This window comes from Stenotrophomonas sp. YJH_SMC_138, assembly GCF_059369855.1.
Genome location: NZ_JCAFTB010000001.1, coordinates 38,156 through 51,263 on the forward strand (window position 1 = coordinate 38,156; position 13,108 = coordinate 51,263).

Genomic DNA, 13,108 nt, shown 5'->3' on the forward strand with positions numbered 1-13,108 from the left:
GGCGCTCGGGGAGGCGTCTCAGCGCGGACGCGACAGCGGCAGGGCCGCCGCCAGCCAGACCAGCCAGCAGGCGAACGCGAGCCGTTGTGCCATCGGCGCCGGCAGTGTGCCCTGCAGGGCGAACGCCGCCAGCGCGGCCAGCACGCCGCAGCCCAGGACCACTGCGCCCAAGGCCCGGCCATGCGCCTGGCGCAGATGGGACACGCCCAGCAGCACGGTGCCGGCGACGAAACCCAGCACCCAGATCATCCAGGCGCTGGCATGCAACTGGCTGGCGGGCCCATGCAGGTCATCCACGTCCAGTGGCAGCAGCCCCATCGCGGCAAAGGCCAGACCGGCCAGCAGCAGCATCTGGCTGCCGACCCGTGGCGCCCAGCCAGCGGTGGCCGGCAGACTGCGGCGCAGGCGTTCAGCCACCGCCACCGCCAGCACGCCGGGCAGCACGAAACCCAGCAGATTGAAGGCCAGCGCATGCGGTACACCGCGCGCACCCAGCAGCGCCACCGGGTGGCGAGCCTGGGCATAGCCGTCCAGGCCGGCACCGAAGCCGGCCACGGCCAGGACGAATACGACTGCCGCAAGCAGCCCCAACCAACGATCAAGCCGGACCACGGACATTGCGCGCAATCACCTGGAAAGGAATGGACCACGGCATTGTCGCGGTAGCGGCGCGATGCGCCAAGCGCGGCGCATTCCAGAGCAATTCAATATCCGCCTGCTGCGCCTACCGTGATGCTCGAGGCATGGCCGTTCCGCCCTGTCGCAAGCGCGCCTCCCCATCGAAGCCTGTCGCCTCCGGCTAGTGGGTGATCCACACGCTGCACTGCGCCCCTGCCGGCCCGCCAGCATCACTCGAGGGCGTACTCCGTGATGGCAGGGTTGAGACCGACATCGATCGTCACCATAGAATCGGTCTCCAGATGCCAAGCGATGCCTCCCCCATGACCGAGACGACCTACGTATTCGACGCCACCACTGCGACCTTCGAGGCCGAAGTCCTGCAGAAGTCGCTGCAGACGCCGGTGCTGGTCGACTTCTGGGCCACCTGGTGCGGGCCGTGCAAGACCCTGGGCCCGATGCTGGAAAAGCTGGCTGCCGAGTACAACGGCGCTTTCGAGCTGGCCAAGGTCGATGTCGACAAGGAACAGCAGATCGCGGCGGCCTTCCAGATCCGCTCGGTGCCCACCGTGTTCCTGGTCAAGGGCGGCCAGCTGGTGGACGGCTTCCCCGGCGCCATTCCGGAAGGCCAGCTGCGTGAATTCCTGGCCCAGCACGGCATCGTGCCGGCCGATGTCGGCGATGCCGCCCCTGAAGATGACGCCCCGCTGGACCCGCAGGCGCAGGTCGACGTACTGCGCGCGCAGATCGCCGCCGAGCCGGACAAGGATGAGCTGAAGCTCGACCTGGCCCTGGCCCTGCTGCAGATCGGCGGCGTGGACGAGGCCGGTACCCTGATCGACGGCCTCCCGGCCAATCTGGCCACCGACGACCGCGCCGTGCGCGCCCGTGCCCGCCTGGCCTTCGCCGCTGCGCTGAAGGATGCCCCGGCGGCCGAGGTGCTGGAGGCCCGCATCGCCGCTGATGGCAAGGATCTCAAGGCCCGCCACCTGCGCGGCGTGCAGCTGCTGCTGGGCGGGCATGACGAGGCCGCCCTGGCGCAGTTCCTGGAAATGCTGCGGATCGACCGTGGATTCGAGGAGGGCCTGCCACGCAAAGCCTTGATCGACGCCTTCAACGTGATCTCCGACGAGGACCTTGTAGGCCAGTACCGCCGCAGGATGGCGTCGCTGCTGTTCTGAACGGAAGCCCGCTCCGTTCAGAATCCCTGCACTGAACGCGGGCAATAATGCGCGCGCTGGCGGCCTTGCGGTCGCCACGATCCGTTCGGGGGGATGAGGTCGGGGCCATGGGGTCTTGCAGCTGCACCCCCGCATTGCCGGGATTGCAAACTGTGACCGTCGTCCGCTCTCTGTCGTTCGCCATGCGTTTAACGGGCGCCCTGCTCTGCGCCCTCCTCCTGCCGCCTGCCATCGCCGGCGCCCAGGACTGGAACTACCGGGTCCGGCCCGGCGACACCCTGTGGGACCTGGGTGGGCTGTACCTGAAACCCTCGGTACGCTGGCAGCAGCTGCAGCAGCATAACCGCATCGACAACCCCTACCAGTTGCCGCCGGGCCAGCTGCTGCGCTTCCCGATCAGCTGGCTGCGCACCGAACCGGCGCCGGCCCGGGTGCTGTCGGTGCGCGGCAAGGTCGAGCTGTCCGGTGCCGATGGCACGGCGACCCGTGCGCTCCAGGCCGGCGAGCAGCTGCATATCGGTGACACCGTGGAAACCGAGGGCGATTCCAGCATCACGCTGGAATTTGCCGATGCCTCGCGCCTGCAGCTGCGCGAATACTCGCGCCTGCGCCTGGACCAGCTCAGCCGCTATGGCCACACCGGCATGGTCGACACCCGCCTGCGCCTGCAGCAGGGGCGCGCCAGCAACCGGGTGACGCCGGCGCGCGGCCCGGCCTCGCGCTACATCATCGATGCACCCACCGCGACCAGCAGCGTGCGCGGCACGGTGTTCCGGGTCAGCGCCGGAGATACCGGGCACGTCGGCGCCACCGAGGTCCTGCAGGGCAAGGTGCAGGTCGGCAACCCTCATGGCCAGCGGCTGGTACGGCCGGGGCAGTCCACCCGCAGCAGCAGCGCCGATGCGGCCCCCGCCGCGGTCTCGGCCCTGCTGCCGGCGCCGGCGCTGCGCAATGACGCGCTGCGCCTGGCGCCGCTGCCGACCCTGCTTGCCTGGGAACCGGTCACTGGCGCCGATCACTACCGGGTGGAAGTGGTGCAGGCGGCAACGCCGGAGATCCTGCTGTTCGCCACCTCCACCGCCGACACCCGGTTGGCGATCGGCGACCTGCCGCCCGGCCAGCTGCGCCTCCTGTTGCGCGCGGTCGACGCACAGGGCGTCGAAGGCCTGGATGCGAGCGCCGATTTCGAGCTCAGTGACCAGCCACCGCCGCCGCTGACCGTATCGCCGCTGCATGGGCAGACGATCAACAGCGACCGCCCGCGCTTCCGCTGGAGCCAGGCCCCCGGTGCACGCAGCAGCGTGCTGCAGATCGCCGCCGAACCCAGCTTCCGGCAGCCACTGCAGGAGCAGGCTACCCATGCGACCGACCTGCGCCTGGCGCAACCGCTGCCGCCCGGACAGTACTACTGGCGCGTGGCCTCGCGCGATGCCGAAGGCCACCAGGGCCGCTATGGCCAGGCGCTGCCGCTGCAGCTGAGCAACGAGCCGGTGGACCCGGCACTGCAACCGCCCGAGGCCGCGCACGGCGAGCTCACCCTGCGCTGGCAGGCCGGCAGCGAAGGCCAGCGCTACCGGGTGCAGGTGGATCGCCGCGGTGACTTCAAGGCCCCACTGATCGATGAAACCGTGGCCCAGCCGCAGGTGAGCTTCAAGCGCCCGTGGAGCGGCACGCTGCACGTGCGCGTGCAGTACATCGACGATGACGGCCACGCCGGCGAGTTCTCTCCTGCCCAGCAGATCCCGTTGCCATGCCGCCTGTGCTACGGCGCCGGTGGCGGTGCACTGCTGCTCTGGTTGTTGTTGTGAGGCGCTCGCCGCTGCCATGGTCGAAGCGGATCCTGCTGGCCCTGCTGGCCGGCGTGCTGACCATCGTGGCCAGCCAGGGCCAATGGCTGTGGCGGCAGGACGAGGCCGCCTATGACGCACTGGTCGGCAACTGGGACTACCGCCCCGACCCCAGCGTGCTGATCGTGGCCATCGACGAAGGCAGCCTGCAGCGTATCGGCCAGTGGCCCTGGCCGCGCTCGGTGCATGCCCGCCTGCTGGACCGCCTGACCGATGCCGGCGCCGAACGCGTTGCGCTGGACCTGATGCTGTCCGAACCCGACCGTCGCGACAGCCGCCAGGATGATGAGCTGGCGGCCGCGATCCGACGCAACGGCCGGGTGGTGCTGCCGGTGCTGGCGGCACCGGCGGCCGGCGACCGCATGGCCGAGGAAATGCTGCCGATCCCGCAGATCGCCGCCAGTGCCGCCGCGATCGGCCACACCGATGTCGAGGTGGATGGGGACGGCGTCGCCCGCGGCGTCTATCTGCACGCCGGTATCGGACGGCCGCACTGGCCGGCACTGGGCCTGGCACTGGCCGACCTGCCTGCGGGTGCGGTACGCGGCCTGCCCGACCCCGACCCGGCGCTGGGCTCGCCCTATCAATGGCGTCGCGATGATTACGTGCGCGTGCGCTACGCCGGCCCGCCCGAGCGGCTGCCGCAGGTGTCCTATGCGGACGTGCTCGATGGGCACGTGGATGGAGCGATGCTGCATGGCCGCCGCATCGTGGTCGGCATGACGGCCAGCGGCATCGCGCCTCGCCTGCTGACCCCGACCACCCGCGAGTTCTGGATGAGCGGCAGCGAGTACCAGGCCAACATCACCTCGATGCTGCTGCAGCACAAGCAGATCGACGTGCTGCCGCACGCCTGGCAGCACGCCATCAGTGGCGTGCTGGTGGCGCTGTGCGTGATCCTGCTCGGCCTGCGCCTGCCGTGGCTGGTCGCGCTGTGTTCGCTGCCGATGCCGCCGCTGCTGAGCTGGCTGCTGCTGCGCACCGGTGACCTGTGGTGGGCACCGGCCAGCGCGATGCTGGGCGTGGTGCTGGCACTGCTGGTCTGGGCGGTGTGGCGGATCTCGGCCTGGCACCGCCTGGCCAACCGCGATGCCCTCACCGGCCTGGGCAACCGCCTGCGCTTCGAGCAGTCACTGCAGCAGGAATGCGACGCCGCGCGGCGCAGTGGCAAGCCATTGAGCCTGGCGCTGATCGACGTCGACCACTTCAAGCGCCACAACGACCGCCATGGCCACCAGGTCGGTGACCGCGTGCTGCGTGATGTCGCCCGCCTGATCGGCGCGCATGCCCGTCGCCCGCGCGACATGGCGGCGCGCTACGGTGGCGACGAATTCGCACTGGTGCTGCCGGATACGCCGGCCGAGGGCGCGCGCCGGGTGATCGAGGACCTGATTGCCTGCGTGCGTGCACTGCCGGCGCCGGGCGACGGCAGCGATGACGGCGTCACGCTCACCATCGGGGTATTCACCCGCGTGCCCGACGGTGACCTGCAACCGCACCATTTCGTGGAAGGCGCCGACACCGCCCTTTACCAGGCCAAGGCCAACGGCCGCGACGGGTTCATGATCGACGGCGGGACGTGACTCCCGGGGTGCAACATACGCATGCGAATGGTTAGACTGGGCACCTCGCCCCGCGCCCCGGACCCGCATGAACGCCCGCCTGTTCCGCTTCGGCATCAACCTCTGGCCGCCGTTCCTGTTCACCGGCATCCACGTCACCCGGATCACGCCCGATTACCGGCAGATCGACGTGGCACTGCGACTGCGGCCGTGGAACCGCAATTACGTGGGCACGCATTTCGGCGGCAGCCTGTTCGCGATGACCGATCCATTCTGGATGCTGGGCCTGCTGCACATCCTAGGCCGTGACTATTACGTGTGGGACCGGGCCGGTGCGATCGATTTCCTCAAGCCTGGCCGGGGCACGGTGCGCACTTCGTTCCGCATCGATGATGCACTGCTGGCCGAACTGCGTGCCGAAGCGGCCGGCGGCGAAAAGGTGCTGCGCTGGTTCAGCAACGATGTCGTCGACGAAAGCGGCGAAGTGGTCGCCCAGGTACGCAAGCAGGTGTACCTGCGGTTGAAGCCGCACGCACGCTGATCCAGCACGCGCGCGCTATCCTCGGCCTCCCTGCCATGGAGGCTCCGATGCGCCCGTATGCGCTTGCCACACTGCTGACCCTGCTGTCCTTCACCGCCCACGCTCTCGACCTGCCACCGGTGCAATATCCGACGCTGCCGGCCCAGGCGGCCAATGCCGCCGGTTTCGTCCCGCAGGGCTGGGCACTTGAATCGAGTGTCGAAGGCGATCTCGACCAGGGTGGCCGCGCGGACCTGGTGCTGGTGCTGCGTCAGCAGGCGCCACGCAACGTCATCGAGCACGATGGCTTGGGTCCCTCGCCGTACGACAGCAACCCGCGCATTCTCGCCGTGGCGTGGTCGCGCCCGTCCGGCTATGTGCTGGCGGTGCAGGACCACCAGCTGATACCGCGCCCGGACAATCCGGTGATGAGCGACCCGCTCGAAGACGGCGGCGTCAGCATCCAGCGGGGCACCCTGAAGGTCGCACTGTTTTCATTCGCCAGCGCGGGCAGCTGGTCAATGGGCACGACCGCCTTTACCTTCCGTTGGCAGGACGATGCCTTTGCGCTGATCGGCTACGACCAGAATTCGGTGATGCGCAATTCCGGGCAGACCGAGTCGGTGAGCGTGAACTTCTCCACTGGCAGGGTAAAGCGGAGCGAAGGCAGCATCGAGGACGACAAGGACAGCGTGCACTGGGAGCCCCTGCACAGCCGCCGCCGCTGGACGCTGCAGACCATCGGTGATGGCTGGGCATTCGATCCGCTGGCGGGCAGCGACTGAGACGCTGCTCAATCGCGCGCAGCAGCGGCCGGGGCGTTCTCCATCACCAGCGGCACCGACAGCCATGGGCTCTCGTCGGTGCTGCGCGACGGTGAACGCCGCGGCACCTGCAGACGGCGGCCATCGGCCGACAGCTGCGGTGCCCGCACCGGCGAGCGGAACTGCGCAGGCAGGCGCTGCAGCGCATCCACCGGATCCTGCGCCTGCTGCCTCAGCCAGCGCTGCGCGCCGATCAGCCGCACCATCGCGGCGGCATCCTGGGTCCCTGACGAATAGGCCGGATAGACCGGGCGGGCAATATCGGTCAGCACGCACCCCAGGATGTTCGACAGGCAGCCAAAGTCATGCTGCGGCGGTGCCGGCACCGGCAGCGGGCGATCCGCTTCCAGCGCCGCCATCGCCGCCGCGCCGCAGGCCCAGCCCAGATTGCCCGCCGCGCGCGCCAGGGTACTGCTGCGATCCAGGACCAGCACCCCGCCGAATTCCTGCGCCGAGGTTTCGATCGCAGCCCGGCTCATCGCGTACTCACCCTGCATCGCACGGCACAGGCTCTGTTCGGCGGCCAGCATCGGCTGCATTGCCTGGTCGCATTCCGCTGGCAACGGATGGTCGGCCGGCAGTTCGACCAGCATGTCGGCCAGCAGCTGGGCATTGGCCTGCACCAGGCTGGCACCGATGATGCTCTCCACCAGGTAACTGCCGCCCGTCACCAGCCGCCGGCCCAGCTGAAGCCCCCTGCAACTGCCACGCAGCGCACCGTCGATATCGCCCTGCACATAGGCCAGCGCGCGTGCGCTGGTGGCATCGATCATCAGGCCATAGGTCGGCATCGGCACCAGGATGCCGTCGCCCTTGGGCCGGAATGGCGACACGAAGTGGTCCGCATCGGCCAGCTGGTCCAGGCGCGCATGCAGCTGCTGGTGGCCAGCGTGGGCATCGACGAAGCGCTGCGGATCGGCGCGCACCTGGCCCAGGCAGTCACTGGCGGTCGGTCCGCAGCTGGCCGCCGGTCGCGATCGCAGCGCGTCATGGTCCTCCGCCAGCTGCGGTCCGGCGCCGCCATTGCCGCGCGGATCGGCCTCCCAACGCTGCACGTCGCGGGCCAGGGCCTGTTCGCGCTGGCGCGCGTCCAGATCGTCGAACGCGAGCGTCCACAGCAGCGCAAAACCGTTGTGGCCGTGGACAGGCAGGCGGGCCTGCAGGCGCTGCTGGGCCTGTCGCCGCGATTCCGGCACCGGCCACATGCGCGAGGCGCACCACACCACGATGGCCAGCACCAGAAGGCCTGCCAGGGTCCAACCCAGTCCGCGCAGAATCTTCAACACAGCTTCCCTTCCATGTGCCGTTGCCGCAGTCGATTGCCCAGCGTAATCGAGCGGCCGTGACCGCTACAATGCGCACATGTCGCTCGAAGCCCCCGCCCTGGTCCCCCGCCCCTCCCTGCAGCGCCTGTTCCTGACCGGCCTGCTGACCCTGCTGCCGATCTGGCTGACCTGGGTCGTGGTCAAGTTCGTGTTCGTGCTGCTGTCGGGCATTTCCAGCCCGTTGGTGGTGCCACTTTCCGAGCAGATCGCGACAAGCTTTCCGCACTACCTCGGCTGGGTCCGGGCCGAGTGGATCCAGAACACCATCGCCCTGCTGGCCACCCTGCTGGTGATCCTGGCGGTGGGCGTGGCCAGCCGCCGCGTGCTGGGCCAGCGCCTGCTGCGCTGGGTCGGCGCGGTCATCAAGCGCATTCCGCTGGCCAGCATCATCTACGACAGCGCCAAGAAGCTGCTGGACATGCTGCAGACCGAACCGGGCAGCACCCAGCGCGTGGTGCTGATCGACTTCCCGCACCGCGACATGAAGTCGGTCGGGCTGGTCACCCGCGTGATCAAGGAACACGGCACCGACCGTGAACTGGCCGCGGTGTACGTGCCAACCACGCCGAACCCGACTTCGGGTTACCTGGAAATCGTGCCGGTGGAACTGCTGACCCCGACCGACTGGACCGTCGACCAGGCCATGAGCTTCATCATTTCCGGCGGCGCCGTCGCGCCGTCCAGCGTTCCGTTCACGCGCGCCGGCGATCGCCCCGGCGATCGCAGCGAATGACCGCGGCGCCGATCGAGCGCCCATTGCAGGACCGCGCGGTCCTGCTGTTCATCGTGCTGGCTGCGTTCTTCTGCGGCAATGCGGTGCTGGCCGAACTGATCGGAGTGAAGATCTTCGCGCTGGAAGACACCCTCGGCATCGATCCGCTGAACTGGAATCTGTTCGGCCAGACTGGTTCGCTCAGCTTCACCGCCGGCACCCTGCTATGGCCGGTGGTGTTCATCATGACCGACACCATCAACGAGTTCTTCGGCAAGCGCGGCGTGCGCTTCATCTCGTGGCTGGCCGTGGTCCTGATCGCCTATGGCTTCCTGTTCGCCTTCGCGGCGATCTCGCTGGCGCCGGCCAGCTGGTGGATCACCTCCATGGACGGGCACGGCGTGCCGGACTACCAGGCCGCATTCGCAGCGGTGTTCGGCCAGGGCATGTGGACCATCGCCGGTTCACTGGTGGCCTTCCTGCTCGGCCAGCTGATCGACGTGGCGGTGTTCCATCGCATCCGCCAGGCCACCGGCGAGCGCCACGTGTGGCTGCGTGCGACCGGGTCCACCGCGATATCGCAGGTGGTGGACAGCTTCGTGGTGATCTGGATCGCCTTCGTGCTCGGCCCGCAGCACTGGCCGACCTCGCTGTTCCTGGCCGTCAGCAGCGTCAACTACATCTACAAGATGGGCTTTGCAATTGCCCTGATTCCGGTGCTGTACCTGATGCGGCGTGCGATCACCCGCTATCTGGGCGCAGACAGGGCCGCTGCGCTGCGCGCGGCGGCGGCGGCTGACTGAAGCCCCAGCGGCGGCAAGCTGACTGCGCCTTCACGCTGGCCGTACGCGGCCGGATCGTGCAAGCTCCACGGTCTGTGTTCCACGGAAGCTCCTGATGCCGCATCCCACCCGCGCCCTGGCCGCCGCCATCGCCGCGTTGTTCCTGTTCAGTGCCGTGCCGTCGGCCGAAGCAGCGAAGAAGAAAGCCAGCCGCCCTGCCGCCGCGCAGACCCGCCAGGCTGCCAAGCCCAAGGCCAGGCCCGCCCGCGCCACCGCACCGGCGCGTGGCAGCTCGGCACGCCGCGCCGCGCCGCGTCCGGTCGCGCCGGCCCGTGCCGTACCCAAGCAGGTACAGCTGGAGCGCCTGTACGACGAGTACTGGGATGCCTCGATGCGGTTGAACCCGCTGCAGGCCACCTTCCAGGGCGAATCCCGCTACAACGACCAGCTGCCCAACATCCTGTCCGCCGCCTGGCGCCAGCAGTCGCACGACTTCACCACGCAATGGCTGGGCAAGGTCGAGAAGCTCGGCAGTGATGGCCTGCAGGGCCAGGACCTGCTCAGCTACGAGATCTTCGTGCGCGACGCACGCGCCTCGCTGGCCGCCGAGCGCTACCCGAGCTGGATGATGCCGATCAGCCAGTACTACAACATCGGCAGCATCATGGCGATCCTCGGTGCCGGTGCCGGCGCGCAGCCATTCAACACCGTGCAGGACTACGACACCTGGTCGCGCCGTTCGCTGGGCATTCCCGAACTGTTCGACCAGGCCATCGACAACATGCGCCAGGGCATGAAGGCCGGCGTGGTACAGCCGCGCGACCTGATGGAGAAGGTGCTGCCGCAGCTGGATGCGGTCATCAAGCCGACCGCTGAGGAGAGCATCTTCTGGTCGCCGATCCGCACCATGCCCAACACCATCGCGGCCGAGGACAAAGCGCGCATCAGTGCCGAGTACAAGCGCATGATCGAACTGCGCATCATGCCGGCCTACCGCGCCCTGCGCGGTTTCATTGCCACCGAATACCTGCCCGCCACGCGCGCCAGCAGTGGCCTCAGCGCGCTGCCCGATGGCCAGGCGTGGTACGCCAGCCTGATCGTGCAGACCACCGCCAGCGACCAGACTGCCGCTCAGCTGCATGCACTGGGCGAGCAGCGCGTGCAGGAACTGCAGGCGCAGATCGCCACGGTGATGAAGGATGCCAAGCTGCGCGGCACCCCCACCAAGCTGCTGCGCAGCATGCGCAACGACCGCCAGTTCCAGTACGGCGATGCCAATGCGCTGATCAACCGTTACCGCCAGGTGCAGCAGCAGGTCAACGCACGCCTGCCGCAGGTGCTGGATACCTTGCCCAAGGCGCCGCTGGACGTACACGCGGTGGAACCGGAGCGTGCGCTCACCGCCGCTGCCGCTGCCTACCAGCCGGCACTGCCCGGGCAATCCGCGGTGCTGTACGTGAACACCCGCGACCTGCCCGGCCGCAAGCGCTGGAACGTGCCGGTGCAGTACCTGCATGAAGCGATCCCCGGCCACCACGTGCAGCTGGGCCTGCAGCAGGAGCTGGCCAAGCTGCCGCGCTTCCGCCGCCTCGGTGGCGATCTCGCCTTCGTCGAAGGCTGGGGCCTGTACGCCGAAACGCTGGGCGAGGACCTGGGCATCTACACCGATCCCTACGACCGCATCGGCTACCTGTACTCGCGCCTGCTGCGCGCCGCCCGCGTGGTGGCCGATACCGGCGTGAATGCCCAGGGCTGGAGCAAGCAGCAGGCTGTCACCTACCTGCAGAAGACCGTGGACATGAGCAGCGACGATGCCAACGCCGAAGTCGAGCGGGTCATGGCCCAGCCTGGCCAGGCACTGTCGAACGTGGCCGGCCTGACCACCATTGTCGCCCTGCGCGACAAGGCCAGGGCGCGCCAGGGCGCCGCCTTCGACCTGCGCCGCTTCCACGCCGAACTGCTGAAGGACGGCTCGATGCCGCTGGACGTGCTGGACCGCAAGATGGAACGCTGGATGGCCCAGCCGGCCAGCGCCACGCCCGCCCCGTCACCCTGAGCCTTCCCGAGCCGCCATGCGTCCTGCCGTCGCCCTGTTCGCCGCCGTGCTGGGCCTGCTGCCGCTGGCCACCGTTGCCGCACCGGTGCTGGCCCCACCGGATGCGGGCATCGACGGCCTGATGCAGGCCTACGACGGCCAGGTGCCCGGCGCCGCCGTACTGGTGCTGCATGACGGCAAACCGGTATTCCGGCGCGGCTATGGCCTGGCGGTGGTGGAGGACGGCACGGCGGTCACCGCGGCCAGCAACTTCCGGCTGGCCTCGGTCAGCAAGCAGTTCACCGCTGCGGCGGTGCTGCTGCTGGTGGAAGATGGCCGGCTCGGGCTGGACCAACCTGCCCGGCAATGGCTGCCCGAACTGCCCCCGGCTGCGGCCGCCATCACCATCCGCCAGCTGCTCTCGCATACCGGTGGCCTGCCCGACTACGAAGACCTGATGGACCCGGCTGATGCTCGGCAGGTGCATGACGCCGATGTGCTGACCCTGCTGTCGCGCCAGGACCGGCTGAACTTCGCGCCCGGCACGCAGTACCACTACAGCAACAGCGGCTATGCGCTGCTGGCACTGATCGTCGGCCGCGCCTCCGGCCAGGATTTCGCAGCCTTCCTGCAACAGCGCATCTTCCGCCCGCTGGGCATGGCCCACACCGTGGCCCATCAGGACGGCATCGATACCATCGCCGCACGCGCCTATGGCTACAGCTGGATCGATGGCCGTTGGCAGCGCACCGACCAGAGCACCACCAGCGCCGTGCTCGGCGATGGCGGCATCTATTCCTCGCTGGACGACCTGGCCCGCTGGGATGCGGCGCTGTACGACGACCGCCTGCTGTCGAAGGCCTCGCGCCGCGCGATGTTCAGCCCCGCCACATCGACGCCCGAACCGGATGTACCGCACTACGGGTTCGGCTGGCGGCTGAATGGCCCCGTGCAATGGCACAGCGGCGAGAGCATCGGCTTCCGCAACGTGATCGTGCGCCACCCGGAAAAACACCTGACCGTGATCGTTCTGACCAACCGCAACGACCCCGAACCCTATCCGCTGGCGCTGAAGATCGCCCAGCGCTGGCTGGACACCCTGCAATGACCGCCGATTCCGGTGCCCTGCTGGGCATCCACCACGCCGCACTGATCTGCAGCGACTACGCACGTTCAAAAGACTTCTACGTGCGCATCCTCGGCCTGCGCGTGCTGGCCGAGAACCACCGCGCCGCGCGCGATTCCTGGAAGCTGGACCTGGCCCTGCCCGACGGCGGCCAGCTGGAACTGTTCTCCTTCCCCTCGCCGCCGCCCCGTCCCAGCCGCCCGGAAGCCCAGGGCCTGCGCCACCTCGCGTTCCGCGTGGCCACGCTGGAACCCTTCATCCAGCGCCTGTCAGCGCACGGCGTAGTGTGCGAACCGATCCGCGTGGACGAGTACACCGGCCGCCGCTTCACCTTCTTCGCCGACCCCGACGACCTGCCGCTGGAGCTGTACGAAGCCGGTTGACGTCCCCGGGGGTCAGATCCCTTTTCCGACGGAAAAGGGATCTGACCCCATCGCCGCCACCGGAAACGTCATCCACGCATGGCATGGATCTGTGTCGACCAAGGTCGACACCCACCAACCGCACCAGCACCGGCAGATCGCCGGAAACTGTCGAAGGCGGGGCATTGTGGGTTTGCGGGGTGTGAGCCGCATG

The 13,108-nt window shown here is 68.7% G+C and carries 12 protein-coding genes; 10 read left to right on the forward strand and 2 right to left on the reverse strand.

What is annotated here, in order from left to right; translation table 11 throughout:
* Positions 1-18 precede the first annotated feature (18 nt).
* A complete protein-coding gene (locus AC5P7I_RS00190) occupies positions 19-618 on the reverse strand; it encodes a DUF998 domain-containing protein (RefSeq protein WP_053494988.1) in 600 nt (199 codons plus the stop codon).
* Between the two features lie 323 nt (positions 619-941).
* Between AC5P7I_RS00190 and trxA the strand changes: the two genes are divergently transcribed.
* The 5 genes from trxA to AC5P7I_RS00215 all read left to right on the forward strand — a co-directional run bounded on the left by trxA (position 942) and on the right by AC5P7I_RS00215 (position 6,513).
* Positions 942-1,799: a thioredoxin gene (gene trxA / locus AC5P7I_RS00195; protein ID WP_014038035.1), complete on the forward strand. Its 858-nt coding sequence runs from the start codon at positions 942-944 to the stop codon at positions 1,797-1,799.
* A 107-nt stretch (positions 1,800-1,906) separates the two neighbouring features.
* A complete protein-coding gene (locus AC5P7I_RS00200) occupies positions 1,907-3,607 on the forward strand; it encodes a FecR family protein (protein WP_041863677.1) in 1,701 nt (566 codons plus the stop codon).
* Positions 3,604-5,229, forward strand: coding sequence for a CHASE2 domain-containing protein (locus tag AC5P7I_RS00205; RefSeq protein ID WP_069116173.1), 1,626 nt, complete (start codon positions 3,604-3,606; stop codon positions 5,227-5,229). Before AC5P7I_RS00200 ends, AC5P7I_RS00205 begins: the two co-directional genes overlap by 4 nt.
* Positions 5,230-5,296: 67 nt before the next feature.
* The gene (locus AC5P7I_RS00210) at positions 5,297-5,749 is read left to right on the forward strand and encodes a DUF4442 domain-containing protein (RefSeq protein WP_014647953.1); all 453 of its coding nucleotides are present in this window, start codon (positions 5,297-5,299) and stop codon (positions 5,747-5,749) included.
* 47 nt (positions 5,750-5,796) lie between these two features.
* Positions 5,797-6,513, forward strand: coding sequence for a hypothetical protein (locus tag AC5P7I_RS00215; protein ID WP_262088028.1), 717 nt, complete (start codon positions 5,797-5,799; stop codon positions 6,511-6,513).
* An 8-nt stretch (positions 6,514-6,521) separates the two neighbouring features.
* On the opposite strand, the gene AC5P7I_RS00220 is transcribed toward AC5P7I_RS00215, so the two are convergent.
* A complete protein-coding gene (locus AC5P7I_RS00220; protein ID WP_262088029.1) occupies positions 6,522-7,838 on the reverse strand; it encodes a hypothetical protein in 1,317 nt (438 codons plus the stop codon).
* A 76-nt stretch (positions 7,839-7,914) separates the two neighbouring features.
* Between AC5P7I_RS00220 and AC5P7I_RS00225 the strand changes: the two genes are divergently transcribed.
* From AC5P7I_RS00225 to gloA2, 5 genes are all read left to right on the forward strand, one after another.
* Positions 7,915-8,610 carry a DUF502 domain-containing protein gene (locus AC5P7I_RS00225; protein ID WP_049404662.1) on the forward strand — a complete coding sequence of 232 codons (696 nt, stop codon included), beginning with the start codon at positions 7,915-7,917 and terminating at the stop codon, positions 8,608-8,610.
* Complete coding sequence (locus AC5P7I_RS00230) at positions 8,607-9,392, forward strand: queuosine precursor transporter (RefSeq protein ID WP_049442351.1); 786 nt, start codon at positions 8,607-8,609, stop codon at positions 9,390-9,392. Before AC5P7I_RS00225 ends, AC5P7I_RS00230 begins: the two co-directional genes overlap by 4 nt.
* Before the next feature lie 94 nt (positions 9,393-9,486).
* Positions 9,487-11,427 (forward strand): DUF885 domain-containing protein, encoded by a 1,941-nt coding sequence (locus AC5P7I_RS00235; RefSeq protein WP_262088030.1) that lies wholly within the window; start codon positions 9,487-9,489, stop codon positions 11,425-11,427.
* 16 nt (positions 11,428-11,443) lie between these two features.
* On the forward strand, positions 11,444-12,514 hold the full coding sequence (locus AC5P7I_RS00240; RefSeq protein ID WP_014647958.1) for a serine hydrolase domain-containing protein: 1,071 nt from the start codon (positions 11,444-11,446) through the stop codon (positions 12,512-12,514).
* Positions 12,511-12,915: an SMU1112c/YaeR family gloxylase I-like metalloprotein gene (gloA2, locus tag AC5P7I_RS00245; protein ID WP_014647959.1), complete on the forward strand. Its 405-nt coding sequence runs from the start codon at positions 12,511-12,513 to the stop codon at positions 12,913-12,915. Before AC5P7I_RS00240 ends, gloA2 begins: the two co-directional genes overlap by 4 nt.
* Positions 12,916-13,108: the final 193 nt, after the last annotated feature.